Annotated in this window: 21 protein-coding genes and 1 pseudogene; 16 read left to right on the top strand and 6 right to left on the bottom strand. The window is 64.9% G+C overall.

Annotated features, from left to right (window positions below):
• The 10 genes from AC4ELH_RS32720 to AC4ELH_RS32675 all read left to right on the top strand — a co-directional run bounded on the left by AC4ELH_RS32720 (nt 1) and on the right by AC4ELH_RS32675 (nt 10,563).
• A complete protein-coding gene (locus tag AC4ELH_RS32720) occupies nt 1-861 on the top strand; it encodes an ABC transporter permease (protein WP_448441812.1) in 861 nt (286 codons plus the stop codon).
• Nucleotides 862-2,373 carry an MlaD family protein gene (locus tag AC4ELH_RS32715; RefSeq protein WP_498888984.1) on the top strand — a complete coding sequence of 504 codons (1,512 nt, stop codon included), beginning with the start codon at nt 862-864 and terminating at the stop codon, nt 2,371-2,373.
• Entirely contained in the window at nt 2,373-3,416 is a 1,044-nt protein-coding gene (locus AC4ELH_RS32710; RefSeq protein ID WP_498888982.1) for an MCE family protein, read from the top strand. The genes AC4ELH_RS32715 and AC4ELH_RS32710 overlap by 1 nt, the downstream gene beginning before the upstream one ends.
• Nucleotides 3,413-4,507 (top strand): MCE family protein, encoded by a 1,095-nt coding sequence (locus tag AC4ELH_RS32705; RefSeq protein ID WP_234793686.1) that lies wholly within the window; start codon nt 3,413-3,415, stop codon nt 4,505-4,507. The genes AC4ELH_RS32710 and AC4ELH_RS32705 overlap by 4 nt, the downstream gene beginning before the upstream one ends.
• Entirely contained in the window at nt 4,504-5,634 is a 1,131-nt protein-coding gene (locus AC4ELH_RS32700; RefSeq protein WP_448441806.1) for an MCE family protein, read from the top strand. Before AC4ELH_RS32705 ends, AC4ELH_RS32700 begins: the two co-directional genes overlap by 4 nt.
• Nucleotides 5,631-6,758 (top strand): MlaD family protein, encoded by a 1,128-nt coding sequence (locus AC4ELH_RS32695; protein ID WP_498888980.1) that lies wholly within the window; start codon nt 5,631-5,633, stop codon nt 6,756-6,758. The genes AC4ELH_RS32700 and AC4ELH_RS32695 overlap by 4 nt, the downstream gene beginning before the upstream one ends.
• Nucleotides 6,758-8,083: an MlaD family protein gene (locus tag AC4ELH_RS32690; RefSeq protein ID WP_498888978.1), complete on the top strand. Its 1,326-nt coding sequence runs from the start codon at nt 6,758-6,760 to the stop codon at nt 8,081-8,083. Before AC4ELH_RS32695 ends, AC4ELH_RS32690 begins: the two co-directional genes overlap by 1 nt.
• 41 nt (nt 8,084-8,124) lie before the next feature.
• The gene (locus tag AC4ELH_RS32685; RefSeq protein ID WP_498888976.1) at nt 8,125-8,865 is read left to right on the top strand and encodes an Rv1363c family protein; all 741 of its coding nucleotides are present in this window, start codon (nt 8,125-8,127) and stop codon (nt 8,863-8,865) included.
• Nucleotides 8,866-8,885: 20 nt separating this feature from the next.
• Nucleotides 8,886-9,596, top strand: a complete 711-nt coding sequence (locus AC4ELH_RS32680; RefSeq protein ID WP_448441798.1) for a DUF3298 domain-containing protein — start codon at nt 8,886-8,888, stop codon at nt 9,594-9,596.
• 310 nt (nt 9,597-9,906) lie between these two features.
• On the top strand, nt 9,907-10,563 hold the full coding sequence (locus tag AC4ELH_RS32675; protein WP_448441796.1) for a hypothetical protein: 657 nt from the start codon (nt 9,907-9,909) through the stop codon (nt 10,561-10,563).
• Here AC4ELH_RS32675 and AC4ELH_RS32670 read toward each other — a convergent pair.
• Nucleotides 10,488-10,925 (bottom strand): rhodanese-like domain-containing protein, encoded by a 438-nt coding sequence (locus AC4ELH_RS32670; RefSeq protein WP_448441794.1) that lies wholly within the window; start codon nt 10,923-10,925, stop codon nt 10,488-10,490. The two genes, AC4ELH_RS32675 and AC4ELH_RS32670, sit on opposite strands and share 76 nt — an antisense overlap.
• A 105-nt stretch (nt 10,926-11,030) precedes the next feature.
• On the opposite strand from AC4ELH_RS32670, the gene AC4ELH_RS32665 reads away from it, so the two are divergent.
• Entirely contained in the window at nt 11,031-11,744 is a 714-nt protein-coding gene (locus AC4ELH_RS32665) for a DUF1326 domain-containing protein (RefSeq protein ID WP_448441792.1), read from the top strand.
• A 64-nt stretch (nt 11,745-11,808) separates the two neighbouring features.
• On the opposite strand, the gene AC4ELH_RS32660 is transcribed toward AC4ELH_RS32665, so the two are convergent.
• Nucleotides 11,809-12,171: an SDR family NAD(P)-dependent oxidoreductase gene (locus tag AC4ELH_RS32660; RefSeq protein WP_448442414.1), complete on the bottom strand. Its 363-nt coding sequence runs from the start codon at nt 12,169-12,171 to the stop codon at nt 11,809-11,811.
• Nucleotides 12,125-12,235, bottom strand: a pseudogene (locus AC4ELH_RS32655) (SDR family mycofactocin-dependent oxidoreductase); the annotation flags it as partial. The pseudogene AC4ELH_RS32655 and the gene AC4ELH_RS32660, both read right to left, overlap by 47 nt.
• A gap of 314 nt (nt 12,236-12,549) precedes the next feature.
• On the opposite strand from AC4ELH_RS32655, the gene AC4ELH_RS32650 reads away from it, so the two are divergent.
• From AC4ELH_RS32650 to AC4ELH_RS32635, 4 genes are all read left to right on the top strand, one after another.
• Entirely contained in the window at nt 12,550-12,789 is a 240-nt protein-coding gene (locus AC4ELH_RS32650; protein ID WP_448441790.1) for a hypothetical protein, read from the top strand.
• 113 nt (nt 12,790-12,902) lie between these two features.
• Nucleotides 12,903-14,117 (top strand): acetyl-CoA acetyltransferase, encoded by a 1,215-nt coding sequence (locus AC4ELH_RS32645; protein ID WP_448441788.1) that lies wholly within the window; start codon nt 12,903-12,905, stop codon nt 14,115-14,117.
• Entirely contained in the window at nt 14,114-15,565 is a 1,452-nt protein-coding gene (locus tag AC4ELH_RS32640; RefSeq protein ID WP_448441786.1) for a carotenoid oxygenase family protein, read from the top strand. Before AC4ELH_RS32645 ends, AC4ELH_RS32640 begins: the two co-directional genes overlap by 4 nt.
• The gene (locus AC4ELH_RS32635) at nt 15,558-16,466 is read left to right on the top strand and encodes a winged helix-turn-helix transcriptional regulator (RefSeq protein ID WP_498888972.1); all 909 of its coding nucleotides are present in this window, start codon (nt 15,558-15,560) and stop codon (nt 16,464-16,466) included. Before AC4ELH_RS32640 ends, AC4ELH_RS32635 begins: the two co-directional genes overlap by 8 nt.
• Here AC4ELH_RS32635 and AC4ELH_RS32630 read toward each other — a convergent pair.
• A complete protein-coding gene (locus AC4ELH_RS32630) occupies nt 16,432-17,604 on the bottom strand; it encodes a Cmx/CmrA family chloramphenicol efflux MFS transporter (RefSeq protein ID WP_448441782.1) in 1,173 nt (390 codons plus the stop codon). The two genes, AC4ELH_RS32635 and AC4ELH_RS32630, sit on opposite strands and share 35 nt — an antisense overlap.
• A gap of 538 nt (nt 17,605-18,142) precedes the next feature.
• Between AC4ELH_RS32630 and AC4ELH_RS32625 the strand changes: the two genes are divergently transcribed.
• Nucleotides 18,143-18,592: an Hsp20/alpha crystallin family protein gene (locus AC4ELH_RS32625; RefSeq protein WP_064881352.1), complete on the top strand. Its 450-nt coding sequence runs from the start codon at nt 18,143-18,145 to the stop codon at nt 18,590-18,592.
• Here the strand turns inward: AC4ELH_RS32625 and AC4ELH_RS32620 are convergent.
• Nucleotides 18,589-19,194 carry a GNAT family N-acetyltransferase gene (locus AC4ELH_RS32620; protein ID WP_064881350.1) on the bottom strand — a complete coding sequence of 202 codons (606 nt, stop codon included), beginning with the start codon at nt 19,192-19,194 and terminating at the stop codon, nt 18,589-18,591. The two genes, AC4ELH_RS32625 and AC4ELH_RS32620, sit on opposite strands and share 4 nt — an antisense overlap.
• A complete protein-coding gene (locus tag AC4ELH_RS32615; RefSeq protein ID WP_064881348.1) occupies nt 19,194-19,631 on the bottom strand; it encodes a hypothetical protein in 438 nt (145 codons plus the stop codon). Before AC4ELH_RS32615 ends, AC4ELH_RS32620 begins: the two co-directional genes overlap by 1 nt.
• Nucleotides 19,632-19,642 lie beyond the last annotated feature (11 nt).

Genomic DNA, 19,642 nt, shown 5'->3' with positions numbered 1-19,642 from the left:
ATGGCCGTCGCCGCATCATTTCGCCCGCCGCTTGTCGGCCCCGCAGTGCAGGCTGCCGACACAGTCATTCGCCCCCTGGCCCGGGCCGGGCACATGCTGCACTTCTTCGGCCAGATTCTGCTGGCGATCCCCCTGACCCTCGGCCGGTACCGCCGCGAATTCTTCCGAAATCTCTCCGATATCAGTTGGGGCAACGGATCTATCGTGGTCGGCGGCGGCACCGTGGGTGTCGCCGTGGTCCTGGGCATCACCGCCGGCGCACTTCTGGCGGTTGAGGGATACAACGCTTTGAATCTCCTCGGACTCGGGCCGGCGACCGGTCTGCTGTCTTCCTGGGGTTCGACTCGCGAACTGGTGCCGATCATGATCGCTCTGGCCTTCACGACCCAGGCCGGGTGCCGGTTCACCGCACAGTTGGGCGCCATGCGCATCGCCGAAGAGATCGATGCCATGGACGCACTGGCGATCAGACCTGTTCCGTATCTGGTGACCACTCGTGTCCTGGCGGCCATGGCGGCCAGCATTCCGCTGTTCATGGTGTGCCTGGCCACCGCATACCTGTCCGCCCGCGGTGTGGTGGCGGTGATCGCCGGCACTTCTCCCGGAACCTACCAACACTATTTCGAATTGTTCAGTAGCAGCCGCGACGTCGTTTACGCCCTGATCAAGGCGGTCGTGTTCATCTTCGTCGGCTCGGCTACCCAGTGCTATTACGGGTATTTCGCCTCAGGCGGCCCCGAAGGAGTGGGGGTGGCAGCCGGTCACGCGATGCGCGCGACGATCACCGTGATCGTCATCTTGAACGCGTTGCTGACCATGGCGATGTGGGGCGTCGATGCCGGCGCGAGGTTCGGGGGCTAAATGCCGAACTCGTTCGACGCCGAAGGCCGTGGCCCATCCACCGCGAGACTCGCCGTGGTGGGCATGGTGTTCGTGGCAATCGCAGCGACGACGGTATCGCTGTTGATCGCGAAATCCCGTGGCGCACTTGATCCGTTCGTCAGGGTGAGCGCGGAATTGGTCAATGTCGGCGACGGCTTGCCGACCAAGTCGGACGTCAAGTTCCGCGGTGTCCTCGTCGGATTTGTCTCGGGAGTCACCCCGGCACAATCCGGGCATCCCAACATCGTCAGACTGAACCTGAAGCCGCAGTATGCCTCCGGAATCCCGGACACGGTCACCGCACGCGTAGTGCCGTCCAACGTGTTCGCCGTGTCGTCGGTGCAATTGGTCGACAACGGGACGAAATCTCGGCCATTGCGTGGCGGCGCCGTCATTCACGAAGATCAAACCCTGCCTACCGTGCTGTTCCAGACGACGGTGGAGAAATTCCGGCAGGTGCTGGCCGCGATCGGCCGGGAACCCAACGACAACAGTGTCGGCTGGCTCACCACGTTGGGTGATGCCACCAGCGGCCGCGGTGACCGCCTGCAGGCCGCCGCTCACGATCTCAATGAGATTGTGACACAGCTGAATACCGTTGTTTCGGACGAACCGGGACCGTCCACGATCTCGGCACTCACCGCGGCGACAACCGGTTTGCGAACGACGGCCCCCGAACTGCTCGACTCTCTCGACGTCGCCGTGCGACCGATGCGCACACTGGCCGAAAAGCAAGTGCAGTTGACCAACTTCCTTTCTGCCGCAAGCGGAACCATCCACAACGTCGGTGACGCGTTCGACAATCAATCTGACCGGCTGATCAACATCACCACCAAGTTGACCCCCGTCCTGGGTACCCTCGCCGATCACGGCGGCACCATCCACTCCATCCTCATGAACGCGCAAGAGCTGGTCACCACCTTCGTGGACGGCGGGTGGAACTGGGAGACCAACCAGATCCAGGCAAAGGCGGTGGTCGCCCTCACCCCCAGCCGAACCTACGTCCGCGCCGACTGCCCACGATACGGAGACATGCTCGGCCCGAGCTGCTTCACCGCCCCCGAAGTGCCGACGGCCCCGGCGTTGACTCCGGCGTTGGGTTCGGTGGGGCTTCCGCTTCCCCCCGGCGTGAACGAGAATCGGCCCAACTACGCGCCGCCTCGCGGCTCGGTACTTCCCCCGGATGCGCCTCGCCCGGACGGGCCGGCACAACCCGGCGAGCCCCCTGGCGCCGTTCCGCCCGACAGTTCGCAGGCACCTCCTCCGCCGCTGCCCCCGCCACTGCAGGCGGAGGCCCCTCCTCCTGACTCCGGCGCCGTCCCCCAGGCGGCGATCATCGGCGGCAACATCGGGCCGGTCGGAAGTCGTCAGGAGAAGAATCAGTTGGGCTACCTGTTGGGCGGCAACACAAATGTCGCCACCGAGCTCTTGTTCGCGCCACTGGTTCGCGGGTCTGCCGTGCACCTGGCACCCGCTCAGGAAGGGCCGTGATGCAATACCGCAGATCATCGATCATGCTGAGCCTGTTCCTGATCGCCGCGACCGTGGCAACCTGGCTGGTCTACGTGACACTGCGCCGCGAGATCACGGGGGCCACCAACAGCTATTCGGCGATGTTCACCGATGTTTCCGGCCTGAAGACCGGCGACGACGTACGCATCGCCGGAGTCCGGGTCGGGCGGGTGGACCATATCGACCTCGATGACACCCTGGCGCGAGTGACGTTCCGAGTAGCCAGTGACCACACGCTTTACGACGACACCACCGCGACAGTCACCTACCAGAACATCATCGGCCAGCGCTACGTCGGATTGTCACCGGGAACCGCTCAACACCACACCCCACTGCCCGACGGGGGCCGGATTCCCGTGGAGAAAACCCGGCCCTCATTCGATATCTCCAACCTGCTCAACGGGTTCGAACCACTGTTCACGTTGTTGAGCCCCCAACAGGTGGACAACCTGACCAACGGAATCGTCGAAGCGCTACAAGGCAATTCCGGTTCAGCGCTGACCTTGATCACCCAAACCTCGGCCCTCGCGCAAACCCTTGCCGGACCGGACGCGGTCCTCGGCGACGTCATCCACAACCTCAACGACGTGACCACCGTCCTGGCGAAGCAGAACAGCAATCTACAGACCGTCATCAGTCAATCACGCGACGCCATCAGCACACTCGCCGGCAGACGTGAAGGCTTGGTGTCCTCGGCGGGCTCGATCAACGCCGCCATGGGACGACTGGCGGAGATCGCCAATGCCATCTACCCCGACCTCCAACAACTCATCCAGCGGGACCCGGGATTCCTCGCGCACGTGACCGGCCCGGGTCGGGACCGCTTCTCGATGTACACCGCCAACCTGATCCTGATCTGGAAAGGACTGGCCCGCGCAACACAGAGCGGTGCTTACGTCGACGGTCTCATCTGCGACGTCAACGCCACGATCTTCGCGTCCCTGGGTCGAGTCATTCCCGGTGTCGTCAAGCTCGCGTCGCCGGGAAACATCGTCCAACACTCACCGATCTGCAGTAAGTGACCGCCACCATGCTCCAACGCTTCAAACGACCTGTCGAGGAATACAACAAGATTCGCCTCGGCACCGCGACCATCGTCGTGATTGCGCTGGCGGTGGCCGCGGTCTTCGGAATCGGCAAACTCTCGGCGGGGCAGACGACATACCGTGCAGAGTTCGCCCAAGCAGCACAGATCAGCCCCGGCGACCAGGTCACCATCGCCGGAATCGGCGTCGGTCAGGTCACCGGAATCGAATTGGCCGGCGATCATGTCGTGGTCACGTTCCGGGTGCACGACCATGTGCGCCTGGGCGAACAGACGCACGTGGCGATCAAGCTCACCACACTGCTGGGACGCCGCTATCTCGAACTGTCGCCGGCTGGTGCCGGCCACATCGAGAACCGCACGATCTCCCTGGCGAACACAGCAGTGCCGTACAACTTGCAGGAAGCGCTCGCGGGCGCAACCACCACATTCGAACAAGTAGACGCCGACCGCGTGGCCGATGCCATGTCGACGTTGAGCCAAGGCCTCGACGGCGTCCCCGAGGCGCTGCCTCAAGCACTGGCCAACATCCAGTCCCTGGCCCACATTGTGTCCACGCGTCGTGACCAGATCGGTTCCCTGCTCCGCAACGTCGACAGCGTCACCGCAATGGTGCGCGACCAACAAGCCAACCTGGGCGCCCTGGTTCTGCAGGGCCGGGATCTGTTGAGTGAAATTGCGACTCGCCGCGAAGCGGTACACCGCATGTTCGCCGCGGCAACCGAGTTGATCAACACGATCAAGAGCATTCTGAACGACCAGCCGTCGATCGACACCATGCTCGTCAATCTCCAGAAGTTCGGTGACATGGCTGCCAAGAACGACGCCATGCTGCGCGCATTCCTGCAGTCCGCCCCGGTTGCGTTCCGGAACATGGCCAACGTCAGCGGCAGCGGAACCGCGCTGGACGTCAATCTGCCTGCGGGGATCCTGGTCGACTCGTGGATGTGCGCGATCAGTCAGCGCGCCAAGCAGTTCAGCCTCGCTCAGTACTTCACCAACTGTGCTCCGGCCCCTGATCCGTTCCCTGGGTGGCCGCCCCCTGATCCAGCGAGGTTGCCCCGATGACCAAGCGCACCATCACAAAACTGCTCGCGGTCGGCGCTGCGGTCAGCGCCATCGTCGCTGCCGCCGTGCTCTTGTTTCCCGACAAAGACCGAACTCCGATTACCGTCACCGCACAGTTCGAGGATGCGGTGGGGCTGTATCCCGGCAACGCCGTCGCGGTACTCGGCATGCCGATCGGGAAGGTCACCAGCGTGACTCCGAAAGATGCCTTTGTCGAGGTGAAACTCGCGATCGACCGCGATGTCGCGGTACCTGCCGACGTTCAGGCGGTCACCATCTCGACCTCGGTCCTGACCGATCGCCACGTCGAGCTCACCCCGGCCTACCAGTCGGGCCCCCGGCTCGGTGACGGCGATGTCCTCGGCTTGCCCCGGACCAGGACACCAGTGGAGTTCGACCGTACGCTGGCCATGGCCGACAAGCTCTCTGTGGCCCTGAAAGGCGACGGGCAGGGACAAGGGCCGATGGCCGACCTCGTCGGGATCGGCGCCAAGATCGCGTCCGGCAGCGGCCAAGACATCAAGTCGGCACTCGACCAACTATCTGCGGCCCTGCGTGTCGGCTCGGACAACGGCGCCGCCACCAAGGAGAACATCCAGTCGATCGCCGCCAGCTTGGCGACATTGACGCAAGCCGCCAGAGACAACGACACCGCCATCCGTGAATTCGGAACGAACATCCGCGAACTGAGCACCATCGTGGCCGACGAGAACTTGGGCAGCGGTAATGCCGGCAGCCAGCTCAACGACATACTCGCGCAAGCCGCGTCGCTGCTGGAGAAAAACCGAGACGGGCTGAAGACCACCGCCACCGACTTCCAAAGCCTCATGGGGGCGGTCAACGATTATCGTCGCGAGCTGGCCGAGATCATCGATGTCCTGCCGATGCTCGGCACCAACATCTACAACGCCGTCGATCAGAACGCCGGTGCTCTACGAATACACGCCATGATCGACAAGTTCTTCCTCAATGGCCAGATGGCCAAGGATGCCTGCAACCTCGCCGGGATCAAGGATCTGGGCTGCAACACCGGCACAATCGCCGATGCCGCACCGGGATTCGGGGCAGGCCTATTTGTGGACAGCATGGCCGGGTTGCTCCAGAACATGGCAGGGGTGCCGCAATGACACTGACCACCACGATGTTTCGCCGCCACTGCCTGACCGCGACGGCACTCTCATCGACCTTGATCCTCGCGGGCTGCGGGGCCGGCCTCCAAAGTCTGCCGCTGCCCGCGCCGGGCCAGGTCGGCCAGGCGATCACGGTCACCGCCGAGTTCGACAACGCGATGAACCTGCCCACGAAGGCCAAGGTCAAACTCAATGGTGCCGATATCGGCGAGGTCGAATCCATCAGGGCACAGGACTTCACCGCCCGGGTTGTCATGCGGATCAACGCCGACGCACCGGTGTATTCCGACTCCAGGGTCGAGCTGCGTTCTGCGACACCGCTCGGCGACATCTTCGTCGCGATCCGCCCCAACCCCACGCAGGCCGCAGAAGCCCAGCGGTTGCGCGACGGTGACACTATCGGGTTGCGCTCCACCACCTCGGCGGCGACCATCGAAGATGCGCTCAGTTCAGCCGCCTTGCTCGTCAATGGCGGCGCCATCCGCCGGTTGGTGACCGTCGTGAACGGAACCGGTGACGCGGTCGGTGGACGTGGCGCCAAAGTCGCTGCACTACTGGATGAGTCGAACACGCTGATCTCTCGGCTCAACGCGCGGTCGGCCGAGATCGACACAGCCATGCGCAATACCTCGGACCTGGCCGCGACGGTGACCGCGCGGCAGCACTCAATCGACGAAACGATCCAAGCCGCGGTGCCTGCGACTGCGGTGATCCGAGACAACACCGCGACTTTGGCCGACCTGACCGACGGGGTCGCTCGGATCACCAACCAGTTGAACCGGTTTCCGTCCCTTCAAGGGACAGACACGCGCAGCATGATCGCTGACCTCAATGCGCTGTCGGTGGCGCTGAACGACGTGGTGGTGGATCCCAACGTCAATGCGAATGCCTGGATTCGAGTCATTCCGGTGTTGGCGAAAATGACCAGCGGCTCGAACATCCACGCTGTAGCCGATGTCCGTCAACTCGCGTTCGGTGCGCTACCAGACATGAACTACCCGGGCGATCCGATGTTCCACGGCGCCGACGGCACCGACTGGCACGCCATGGTCGGCAGTCTCAGATACGAATGGAACCTGCTGTTGAGCAAGATCTACGGCCCCCAGCACGAGCCCCGCTGATGGCAGGCACACCCAGTCCAGTGGAACGGTTGGCGCGGCTGACCGTGGACAGCGTACGGGCGGTGTCTCGTCACCGCGTCGCGGCGGCGGTAGCGGGTCTCGTGCTGGCATTGGTGATCGCAAGCGGCTACGTGTTCGTCGGGTCGCTCGACATCAACCCGGCCAGGTCGTCGTTCGCGGTCACGGTGCTTCTGCGTGAATCCGGCGGGTTGCTGCCCAATCAGGACGTCACCCTGCGTGGCGTGCCCGTCGGCCAGGTCACCTCGGTCAACTTCACCGACAACGGCGTGATCGCCACCGCCGAAATAGACGGTGGCACAAGGATTCCACAGGGAAGCAGAGTCAACGTTTCAGCGCTGTCGCCTGCCGGAGAGCAATACCTCAATTTCCAGGCGGAACAAGCGGGCGGGCCGGACCTCGTCGACGGCAGCGTCATCACCGATGATCGCACATCGACACCGGTGTCGTTGGCACATCTGCTCGGAGATGCCGATGGGCTGCTGGCCCAACTGGACCCCGAGAAGCTGCGCGCCATCACCGATGAACTGCGCGTCACACAACAGGGGCCGCAGAAACTCGCCGCGCTACTCGACGGCGGGGCCTTCCTGCTTTCGACTGTCGGTTCGGTGCTGCCCCAGACCACGAGCGTTCTTCGCAACAGCCGAACCGTATTGACCACACTGGCCGATGCCGCACCGAGCCTGGACATCACATCGAAGAACCTGGATCGAATCCTGCGCGGTGTGAACACGATGGACGGAGGATTCCGCACTCTGGTGGACCGAGGTGGTGCACCGCTGAACGCCGTTGACGGCGTCATCGCCGACAACTCCGACACTATGGTCCAACTGCTCGGCAATCTCACGACCGTCGCCCAGATCGCCTCTGCTCGCGTGCCCGCCTTGAACGAAATCGTGAACTCGCAGCGCGGGGGATCCGCCCTGGGGGCCATCACCAAAGTCGTTCACGACGGCGGCGCGTGGGTCATCGTGGACATCTACCCTCGCTACGGTTGCGACTACGATCTGCCGCGGCCACCACCGTTCCTGCCGAACTATCCCGAGCCGTTCCTGTACACCTACTGCAAGAACCCCGATCCCTCGGTGCTGGTCCGCGGTGCTCGCAATGCGCCAAGACCGCCGGATGACGACACTGCCGGCCCGCCACCGGAATACGACCCGCTCGCGCAAACCATGCCGACACCGCCGGCCAACAGCCTCATACCCACCCCGTTCGGGGGCGCGCCCTTCCCGATTCAGTTGCCACCTGATCCGCCGGACTGGCCGGTACCGCCCGGCTGGCCCGGACCGAAGCCGCCCGGCTGAGCGCCACGGCTGCCCATACCGATCGATCGAAGGAGATGAAGATGGCGACCAAGCTGTTTGGACGGAATTCCAAGGACGTCTTCGACAGGATCGCCGATTCCGACGGTCCTCCCGATACCGGCGAGGATCCCGCCGACGAGACGTTCACGCCTGCGACCGACGTCGCCGAGGTGCTCCCGGAAGAAGACCGGGCCGCCACCGAAAGCACTGCCGAATCGGAGCCGGACGAAACAGCGGAGGCCGAGGACCCCGATCTCACCGGCGCCGGCCCGCAACCGCACGCCGATCAGCCTGTGCGCAAACGGTGGGTGCGCCATCTCGGCCGCGGTGCTGTCGTTCTGTTGGCCGTCGCGGGTCTCGGACTTTTGGGCTTCTTCGGTTGGCAGCTCAAACAGCAGCGCGACATCGACAACGCCGGTCGTGAGGCGCTGTCTTCGGCCCAGCACTTCGCGGTGGTATTGACCAGCATCGACACCAACAAGGTCGACGAGAATTTCAACGAAGTGGTCAGCAGTTCCACCGGTCAGTTCAAAGACATGTACAGCCAGTCGGCCAGTCAGCTCCGGCAGGTTCTCATCGACAACAAGGCGATGAGCAAAGGCACGGTTATCGATTCTGCCGTCAAGTCCGCAGCCAAGGACCGCGTCGACGTGGTGCTGTTCGTCGACCAATGGATCACCAACACCGCGAGTCCTCAACCCCGGATGGACCGTAGCCGAGTGGCGATGACGATGGAACTGCTCGACGGTCGCTGGCTGGCCAGCAACGTCGAGCTCAAGTAGCGAGGCCAGACGTGCTGTTCGTGCGCCGTCCAAGGATCCTGTTGAGCCTCGCCGCGGTCGCCCTCACGGCGGTGACCGCCGGTCTGGCGGTACCTGCGGCTCGCGCCGACAACCTTTCGGCCTCGGCCACGGTGATCACAGGGCGGAGTCCAGATGGGTTGGGCACCTGGACAGTTCACTATCAACACGTCGAGGGCGGCGATGCCGCGGTCGCCGCGAGCATCAATGATCACCTCGACAATGAAGCGAACCGCCTGGTCCAGCAGGCCACGTGGGACGGATCGACTCGGCGGCCGTGGACCTACGATGCCAACGGAACGTTGTACTTCTCCCCTGCCGCCGTGTCTGAAATCTTCACCAGCGAGTACGACACAGACGAACCGAACATGCCGATGCGGTCGGTCTCCAGCGTTGTCTGTGACAGCCGAAGCGGTGTCCCCATCACGTGGGACAACCTGTTCGTCGACAAGACCTCCGGCCTTGCCCGGCTCGGCGACGGAGTCGCCGAAGCAGTCGCCGCCGTGGCACCGCCCGAACATGTCCGCGACTGGAAACGCCAAGGGCAGTTCGCACCCGTCGAGGTCAACTTCAAGGCCTGGAGGCCTACCACTACGGGGATCGAGATCCATTTCCCGGAGTTCCAGTTCGGCAGAGGACTCAAGGCAGTCACTGTTCCGTGGGCGAAGCTGGCAGATCAGATCAGAGTCGAGTTCGCCGCGATCATGGGATGACTCGATCTCGCTCCGAGCGCCGATCGGCGGCACCCGGGCCGTCGGCAGGGTCGTCGTGATACTTCGCGAGTCCCCCGATCTTGTCGGCGGCCGCCAGTAACGTCAGGGCCAGAGCGACTATCTGGAACACAAGCTCGAGATGGCGGTCGGCATCGGGGCACCGAAAACAGAAGGATGCGATCCGCCGGAGGATCCGCGAACTGGTCGACACCCTGCGGGGGTCGGGCGCACTGTCGGGGTTCGAGAGCGCGCACGTCGTCGGCTGATCAGCGGCAGCCCACAATCGGTCGACCTACTCGAAGACAGGTTCGTGGAGAAGACCCAGGTCGATGCCGACCGCTTGAACGATCCGGACCGCTCGACCACCTATGCGCGAGAGCTGTTGTCACAGTCGCTGACTCGCAACCGCGAGTACCTGTTTTCGGCGGTGGCCGAGGTTCCAGACACCCGGGCCCCTATGCCGACACCTTCACAGCGATCCCCGGCGATGAACGCGAATAGGCGCCCGGTCGTGCAGTTCAGCTTGCGGGAAAGGCTGCAGCACAACTGGCTTCGTCATCAGTGGGCGGGCTCGCCGCTGGCCGTGATCGTGGTCGGCGTCCTGGTGAACCTGTTGCGAGCGCCGATGACCACCGTGGACAAGCTCTTAGCCGCCAACGAGAAACGCCGGGTGGGTACCGCATTCATCTCGGCGCTGCCCACCCTGTTCGCCTTGTTCGTCGCGGCGATCGTCGGGTTGATGACCGACGCCAATCTCGATGCCGGTTGGTGGTGGCTGCAGGCGATCATCATCGGCGCGGCCGTCGCATCGCTGGCGCGGGTGGTGTGGATCCTGCGCCGTCTGCTGACCCTGTCCACAGACCGATGCACCGCTAGGTCAACCGCTCACGCTCAGGTCCCTACCAGCGGTCGACCGCTGGCCTGCCAGGCCTTCATTCCACCCTGGAGTTCGACGACGTCGGTGTAGCCGAGCGACCTCAGCGCCTCGGCGGCTGTCGCGCTCATGGGGCCGGTTCGGCAGTAGATCGCGATCGGGGCCCGGCGATCGGCGGGCAGCCGGTCAGCCTGCTCGACGATCCGATCGAACGGAATCGACAGGTCCGTGCCGGCGATGTCCCCTTCGAAGGGCACGTGCACGTTGATCGTCACCCGATCGGATTCGGCTATGGCAGTGGCGAATTCGTCGGGGCTGACCAGTCGGTGGAGGGTGACGGCTGCCGTCCCTGTGCTGGCAGGTGCGGCCGACGGCGCCTCGGCCGTTGCGCCGCACGATGCCAGCGACACGGTAGCAACAACCGCCAGTACACCGATGCACATCCTGGTGAACATGCCGAAAGGATACCCCTAGGGGGTACTTGCGCTCCAGTCTTCACCGGTGCTACGTTCACCGTGTCAGATACCCCCAGGGGGTATTCAACGGAAGGAGCGGAATCGATGACCACTTCGTCGACACAGGTCGATTGGCATTTGCGCGGAGAATGGTTCGACGTGTGCAGCTGCAAGTTGCCTTGCCCGTGCAGCTTCGCCCAGGAGCCCACGCACGGAGATTGCTTGTTCAACCTGGTGTGGCATGTCCGCGAAGGACACTACGGCGACACCGACCTGGCGGGCCTCAGCGTGATTGCCCTCGGTGAGTTCGCAGGCAACATGTGGATCGGCGACCCGAACGCGACGATGAAGTTGATGTTCTACATCGACGAGAAGGGCGATGCCGCCCAGCGCGACGCGCTCGAGCGGATCTTCACCGGCAAGGAAGGCGGTTGGCCGGCGGAGTTCGCCAGCCTGATCTCCGAGATGCGAGGCATCGAATACGCCCCGATCAACTTCGAGGCCGCCGAGGATCTCGCCTATTGGCGCGCTGAGATCCCCGGCAAGGTGGATCTGAAGGTGGAGGCCCTGACCGGCCCGACAGCAGACCCGAACCGCCGGGTGACCACCGTCAATGCGCCGGGCGCCGAGGTCGGCCCGGGCCAGGTGGCCACCTGGGGTGTGGTCAAGGAAGACCACGCCGTGGGCTTCGAGTGGTCGCACGAGCGCACCGGCGCCTCGAGCAAGCACTTCCCGTTCGACTGGCGACCCGGGTCTGCGGCAGCGGATGCCGGTGAGGCCAGTGCCGAAGCCCAGGCCTCCTGCAGCTGCGGCTGCTGAGACCGGCACCGATGCCGGCGGGGCTGAGCGGCCCCGCCGGCATCAGATCACATTGCGCCGCGGGCTAATTCGGCCCGTTGGGAAGAATCATCGACGCACCGGTCTGCAGCCAGCCCGATCGGACACCAGGTACAGCACGGCATCGGGCGACTTCTCGCGGCTCAAGTAGACCGGGGCGGGGCCAACCCTGGGTGAACATCTCCTCGACATCGTCGAGGCCGGGGCTTTCCAGCTCCGGTCGGATCACCTTGTAGGTCGCCGGGTTGTGGATCATCGGGGTGTTCACGCCGGACGGCAGCACCGCGTTGACCGTGATGCCGTATTCGGCCACCTCGTGCACCAACGATTTCACCAGCGCCGATCGAGGAGGTCGCGACGACGTCGCACACCACGATGTCGGCGCCTTCGCGAGCGAGCGTGAGTGCATGCGCACGCCCCTGCCCACGCGCTCCCCCGGTGATCAAAGCCGTCCTGCCGTCCAGCGCCCCCATACCGATCCTCTCCCGTCGATCCGGTCCTGGAATGGAGACCGCCTGTGCCGGCAAAACTCGTAGACACCATCGAACGCATCACGCGACACGCGTGTCACAGCCACTGGCTGGCAACACTCCGAAGAGATGCCGGCGGGCCCCGTTTTCCTTGGCAAATGAATTCAATGCCCTGACCGGGAAGAGTTTCTTGTGAGCAAATCCGCTGCACGAGGAGGTGCCAGGCGATTCCCAGGAACATCGTGAGATGCACTAATGTTATCTACAGACGGGGGTCTTGAGCTCGTACACAGCTAACAAACCCGGAGGCGAGAAATATGCGTTCGAAATTGAAGAAGGTCGCGGCTATCGGGCTGGGCACGCTGGCCATTCCGGTTGGCGTGGCGATGGCGGCAGCCGCTCCGGCTTCGGCAGGCCCTGAGATCTGCGCGACCGGTCCGTATGGCTACGTGCAGGCTTGTGTCGAGGGTCCCGGCTGGGGCCGTTGGAACGGCTGGGACAACGGCTGGCATGGCCGCGGCCATGGCCATGGGCACGGGCACGGCTGGGACGACTGAGCCGGCTTGATCACGGGTAACGCCGTGGCGGGAATCTGAACCTGGATTCCCGCCACGGCGTTTTCTCGTTGATCTCCTTTAGTCACTCTCTTAGTTGTAGTAGCGTCGCCGCCATGGAGGATGTCTGGATTCTCGGCGGCTACCAGAGCGATTTCGGCCGCAACCTCACCCGTGAGCAGGTGGACTTCGCCGGACTCACCCACGAGGTCGTCGACCACACACTGAACAGCGCGAGCATCGACGCGGCCCGCATCGGCGTCGTCCACGTCGCAAATGCCTTCGGCGACCTGTTCGCCGGTCAGGCCCACCTCGGCGCCATGCCGGCCACCGTGCATCCCGACCTGTGGGAAACCCCGGCATCTCGGCATGAGGCCGCATGTGCGTCGGGCAGCGTCGCGACTCTGGCGGCCGTCGCCGACCTGCGCTCGGGCGCCTACGACAGCGCCCTGGTCATCGGGGTGGAGCTGGAGAAGACAGTGCCCGGCAACACCGCCGCCGCGCACCTCGGCGCTGCCGCGTGGACCGGTCACGAAGCCGACGACGCCCGGTTCGTGTGGCCGTCGATGTTCTCCGACGTGGCCGACGCCTACGACCAGCGCTACGGCCTGAACGCCGAACATCTGCGCGCCATCGCCGCACTGAACTTCCGCAACGCCAAGGCGAACCCGAACGCGCAGACCCGCGACTGGTCGGTGCCCGACCCGATCGGGGACGACGACGCCACCAATCCGGTGGTGGAGGGGCGCCTGCGCCGCTTCGACTGCAGCCAGATGACCGACGGCGGAGCGGGAGTGGTGCTGGTCAGCGACACGTACCTGCGCGCGCATCCACAAGCCCGACCGATCGCGCGTATCGACGGCTGGGGCCACCGCACCGTCGGTCTGGGTCTGCAACAGAAACTCGACCGCAGTGCGGCAGATCCGTATCTGCTTCCGCATGTGCGCCACGCAGTGCTGGACGCTTTCGGCCGCGCCGGAGTGACGCTCGAAGACCTCGACGGGTTCGAGGTCCACGACTGCTTCACCCCCAGCGAGTACCTGGCCATCGACCACATCGGACTGACCCGCCCCGGCGAATCCTGGAAGGCCATCGAGAACGGTGAGATCGAGATCGGTGGTCGGCTGCCGATCAACCCCAGCGGCGGGCTGATCGGCGGCGGGCACCCGGTCGGCGCATCGGGGGTCCGGATGCTGCTCGACGCCGCCAAGCAAATCAGCGCTACCGCGGGGCCCTATCAGGTCGAGGGCGCAAAGACGTTCGGCACCTTGAACTTCGGCGGCAGCACCGCCACCACCGTCAGCTTCGTCGTGGGAGGAGCCCAGCAATGAACACCGAAGTCGTCGCCAAGTACCTGTCCACCCTGCCGGAGGACGACGACCACCCCTACCGCACCGGGGCGTGGCGGCCACAGACCACCGAATGGGATGCCGACGACCTGCGGGTGATCGACGGCGAGATCCCGACCGACCTCGACGGTGTCTACCTCCGTAACACCGAGAACCCACTGCATCCGGCGTTGCAGACCTACCATCCGTTCGACGGTGACGGCATGCTGCACATCGTCGGCTTCCGGGACGGAAAAGCGTTCTACCGCAACAGGTTCATCCCCACCGACGGACTGTTGGCCGAGATCGAGGCGGGCGGGCCGCTGTGGCCGGGAATCGCCGAACCGATCGAACTGGCCAAACGCGACCACGGCTGGGGTGCGCGCACGCTGATGAAGGACGCCTCCAGCACGGACGTGACGGTGCACCGTGGCATCGCGCTCACCAGCTTCTACCAGTGCGGCGACCTGTATCGCATCGACCCGTACACCGGCGATGCCCTGGGCAAGGAGGACTGGGGCGGGGCGTTTCCCGCCGAGTGGGGCGTCTCGGCGCATCCCAAAGCCGACGACGCCACCGGCGAACTGCTGTTCTTCAACTACGGCAAGCAGGCGCCGTACATGCACTACGGCGTGGTGGACGCCGACAATCGCCTGGTGCACTACGTCGACGTCGAACTGCCCGGGCCCCGACTGCCCCACGATATGGCGTTCACCGAAAACTATGTGATTCTCAACGACTTTCCGTTGTTCTGGGACGCCAAGTTCCTCCAGAGCAATGTGCATCTGCCCAAGCTGCACCGCGACCTGCCGTCCCGGTTCGCCATCCTGCCCCGCCGCGGCGCACCGGGCGACGTCAAGTGGTTCGAGGCCGACACCACCTACGTCCTGCATTTCACCAACGCCTACGAAGACGGCGACGAGATCGTGCTCGACGGGTTCTTCCAGGGCGACGCGACCCCGGCCCTGGCGCTGGACAAGATGCAGACCCGGCTGCACCGCTGGCGGTTCAATCTGGTCACCGGCCAGACCCGCGAAGAGCAATTATCCGACAGCATCACCGAATTCGGCATGATCAACCCCGGCCACGCCGGGCGCGACTACCGCTACGCCTACGCCGCGACCGGGAAACCGGGCTGGTTCCTGTTCGACGGACTGGTCCGCCACGACCTGCACACCGGATCCGAACAGCGCTATGCCTTCGAAGACGGCGTGTACGGCAGCGAGACCGCCATGGCGCCGCGGGTGGGCAGCACCGGTGAGGACGACGGCTACCTGGTTACCATCACCACAGACATGAACGACGACGCCTCCTACTGCCTGGTGTTCGACGCCGCCCGCGTTCCTGACGGGCCGGTGTGCAAACTTGCTCTGCCGGAACGGGTTTCCAGCGGGACCCACTCGACCTGGGCGCCGGGTGACCAGCTGCGCCGATGGCTGGTGCGTGACTGACGCTCGCACCGGCGGCACCAACGCCGTCGGGCAGATGCTCGCGCTGGTTGGCGACGAATGGACGCTGCTGGTGATGCAGCAGGCCCTGCTGGGCACCACGCGTTACGGAGAGTTCCGGACCCGGCTGCCGATCTCCAACTCGGTGCTGACCCGCCGCCTCGGGTCTCTGACCGAAGACGTTCTGCTGCAACGCCACCGCTATCAGGAGCGGCCCCCGCGCGACGAATACCTGATCACCGCGCGGGGCCGGGCACTGTGGCCGGTGCTGCTGTCGATCTGGGAGTGGGAACGTCACTGGGTGCCCGAGCACCGCGAAACCCTGCCTGCCATGCGGCATCTGCGCTGCGGCACCGATTTCACCCCGGTCCTGACGTGTGGCAGCTGCGATGCACCGACCACTTCCGGCGAGGTGACCGCCGTGTGGGGACCGAGCGGCGGCTGGGATCGTTCACTGCCCGTGGTGACGACGCGGCGGCGCTCCGACGACGATCGGCGCGATTCCCCGTCCGGCCAGTTCCCCGAGACCATGAGTGTGCTCGGTAACCGCTGGGCGTTTGCGATCCTGGTCGCCGCCTTCACCGGCACCACCCGGTTCTCCGACTTTCAACGGGTGCTGTCCGCCCCGCCGGCTTCGCTCGCCGACCGGCTTCAGACGTTCCGGGCCAACGGGATTCTCACCACGACCGACGACCGCCAGTACCGGCTGACCCCGAAGGGTGCCGCTTTCCTACCCGTCCTCGTCACAGCTCTGGCGTGGGCGCAGCGGTCGTTCCCAGCCGTCGAAGGCCCGGCAGTGCTCCTCACCCACACCGGCCACGGACACCCCTTCTCCCCCGTGTTGACGTGCGATCAGTGCGGTGAGCGGCTCACCGGCGCAGCGGTGTCCGTCGTCGAATCATGATCGCCAACACCGTCAGTAGGGCAATCCCAGTGAGCGCAACGGCTACCCACACCGGCCCGAGGTTCCCCGCCGAGCCTGCGAGCGAGGCAGCGCCCAATGCCGGGCCGCAGGCGGCACCGATATTGAGCGCCGCCGTCGCATAGGCGCCGCCCATGGTCGGAGCCCCGGACGCCGCGTAGAGCAGCCGAGCAATCAGGGTGCTTCCCACCGCGAAGGCCGAGGTTCCTTGTGCCAGGACCAGAATCAGCAACACCACCGGATGAGCGGCCGAAGCGGCCAACGCAATCCATCCGACGAGCAACACCGGGCCACCCACGCCGATGACGAGCCAGGGACGATGGTCGGAGAACCGGCCGGCCACCGTGACCCCGATGAACGACCCGAACCCGAAAAGCACCAGCACCACCGGCACCCACAGCTGCGGCAATCCGGCAACGTCGGTCACTATCGGCGCCAGAAACGTGAAGGCGGCGAACGTGCCCGCGTTGACCAGTGCGGCGAGGAGCACGGCCAAGGCCAGTCTCGGCGATTGAAGTTGGGCGAGCTCACCACGTAGCGGTGGGTCACCAACCGCCGATCCCGAATTCCCTTCAGAACGACCGGGAATCCCGTGCCAGATGCCGAGTGCAGCGGGCAGGCACAGCAGGGCGATCGTCCAGAACGCCGATCGCCAGCCCAGAAGTGCGCCCAGCACGGCGCCTCCCGGCACACCCGCAATGGTCGCCACTGTCGTCCCGCCGAGCAGTACCGACAGCGCGCGGCCCTTCTGGTCCGCCGCAACCAGTGCAGCGGCCGTGCTGAGCGCCACCGCCAAGAATCCGGCGTTGGCCAATGCGGCGACGACGCGGGAGCCGAACAGGATCGTGAAGGTCGGCGTCAACGCGCCGACAACGTGGCAGAGCGCAAAGGCGACAACACATCCGAGCAGGCTGGTCCGGGCCGGCCACCGACGCGCAAGCACGGCCATGGCCGGCGCACCGATGACCATTCCGATGGCGAAGGCGGAGGTCAGTAGGCCGGCAGCGCCGACCGTGACGCCGAGACCGGCGGCGATATCCGGAACAAGCCCGGCGAGCATGAATTCCGAGGTGCCCATGGCGAAAACCGCCAGAGCAAGCAGATAGAGAGCAAAAGGCATCGAGGACTCCGAGACAAAGGTATGAACAGGAGGCGTCTCGTCACCACGGCCAGCACCCGAGGAGTGCGGAAAACTGAGGAGTCAGTGATTCAGGGGGCTGACGGCGTGACCGAAAGCCCCCATCTTGTGCGCTTCGGGGCTCGACATGCCGCCACCCTACTAAACGCCCGTGGCACCAACGCAACCGATTTCATCTGGCCCCGGGCGGGACGACCGCCGATGACAAGGTTGCTACTGGTTTGGTCGAACCTGCCGAGGTCGGCGACGGCAGAGGTGGGGCGTCGTCGTCGTGCGCCGACCGTACACTCACCCGCTCCCCGGTGGAGCTCACGGCGTCGCCATCAACCTTCCGCCTCGGCGCACGCCGTCACGAGAGGTCTCACATCCGGGTAAACCGCTCTGGAATGCAAGAACCACCGAAAATATCGTCGAGAATATTCTGGCACTCCACCTAGTCGAGTGCTAATATCGGCGCTGCACAGTGATTGGTTGCCCGCCAGGGTGGCGGGCTCTGAGTTGGTACGGGAGGTGAATTACTGTGCTTCGTTTTGATCCGTTCAGCGACCTTGATGTGTTGACCAGAAGTTTGCTGTCAGGTGATTCAGGGTCAACGCGTACACCCCGGTTCATGCCGATGGACCTATGCAAGATCGGCGACCACTACGTCCTGACAGCCGACCTTCCCGGTGTCGACCCGGGTTCGGTGGACGTCAACGTCGACAACGGCACACTCACCATCTCGGCGCATCGAACCGCTCGTTCGGAAGAATCCGCGCAGTGGCTCACCAATGAGCGGTTCTTCGGCAAATTCCGACGCCAGTTGTCGCTCGGCGACGGGATCGATACGTCGGCCATTTCCGCCACGTACGAGAACGGTGTCCTCACCGTCACCATCCCGATGGCCGAACGTGCCAGGCCCCGCAAGATCGCAGTGGCCCACGGTGCCGATCGCAAGTCGATCGAAACAACCACTGTCGACGCGGACTAACCGATCCCGCCGCGGCGGTCCAGCCTGAACTTCAGGTTGGACCGCGCCGCGGGCCATTCGATGTCCAAGATCGAGTACACGACAGTGTCGCGGCGGGATCCGTCCGGCAGCAACTGGTGGCTGCGCAACACTCCGTCGAGTTTGGCACCGAGCCTTTCGATGGCTGCGCGGCTGGCGAAGTTGAAGAAGTGGGTGCGGAATTCCACTGCCACACAATTCAACTCATCAAAGGCATGCCCCAGCAGCAACAGCTTGGTCTCGGCGTTGATGCCGGTGCGCCGGGCCGCGGCGGTGTACCAGGTATGCCCGATCTCCAGCCGGCGGTTCGGGCCGTCGACATGCAGGTAGCTGGAAGACCCCACCAGTTTGCCGTCGAGATTGCGCACCACGAAGGTCACGCCGTGATCGGCAGCGCGCAACTCGAACATGCGCTGCACCCACTCGGCGGCACCGCCGGGCTTCGGCGTCATCGTGTACCAGAGCGAGCCCAACTCACCGTCGGCGGCCGCGGCGTCGATCTCAGGAACGTGCGCGGTCGTCAACGGTTCCAACGTCACCCACCGTTGCCCGGTCAACTCCACCGGCGTGACGAATCCGCTCATCACTGCTCACCTAACGTCGACAACAGCGACCACACCGAACACAATCCCGCCAGCACCGCCATCGCGCCGCCGACGTACAGCCCGTAGCCCGCGGCCACCGGGCCTTTGACGTTGAGCGTGTAGTACCACACCGTCAACGCCACCAGGCCCAGCGAAATCAGCAGCCCCACAGCCGAAGCCCACCGCTGCGACAGGCCCCGCCCGGCCATCGCACCCGCCACGATCAATCCGGCGCCCAACAGAACGATCAGCTGCCCCGCGCCGAAACCGCGCGGCAGCACGATGCTTCCCACGGCCCCGCCGATCGCATTGGCCCGGCCGCCGCCGTTGGCGCTGGTGGTCAGCCACGGCAACCAGGCGACCACCACCAGGACCGCGGCACACAGGGCGATCAACCACCCCGGGGCAACGCGCCACCCTGGACGCAGACGAACCATGACGACGAGAC

This window comes from Mycobacterium shunyiense, assembly GCF_058270075.1.
The sequence above is the reverse complement of the archived record's forward strand: the minus strand, read 5'-3'. Positions and strand labels throughout refer to the sequence as shown.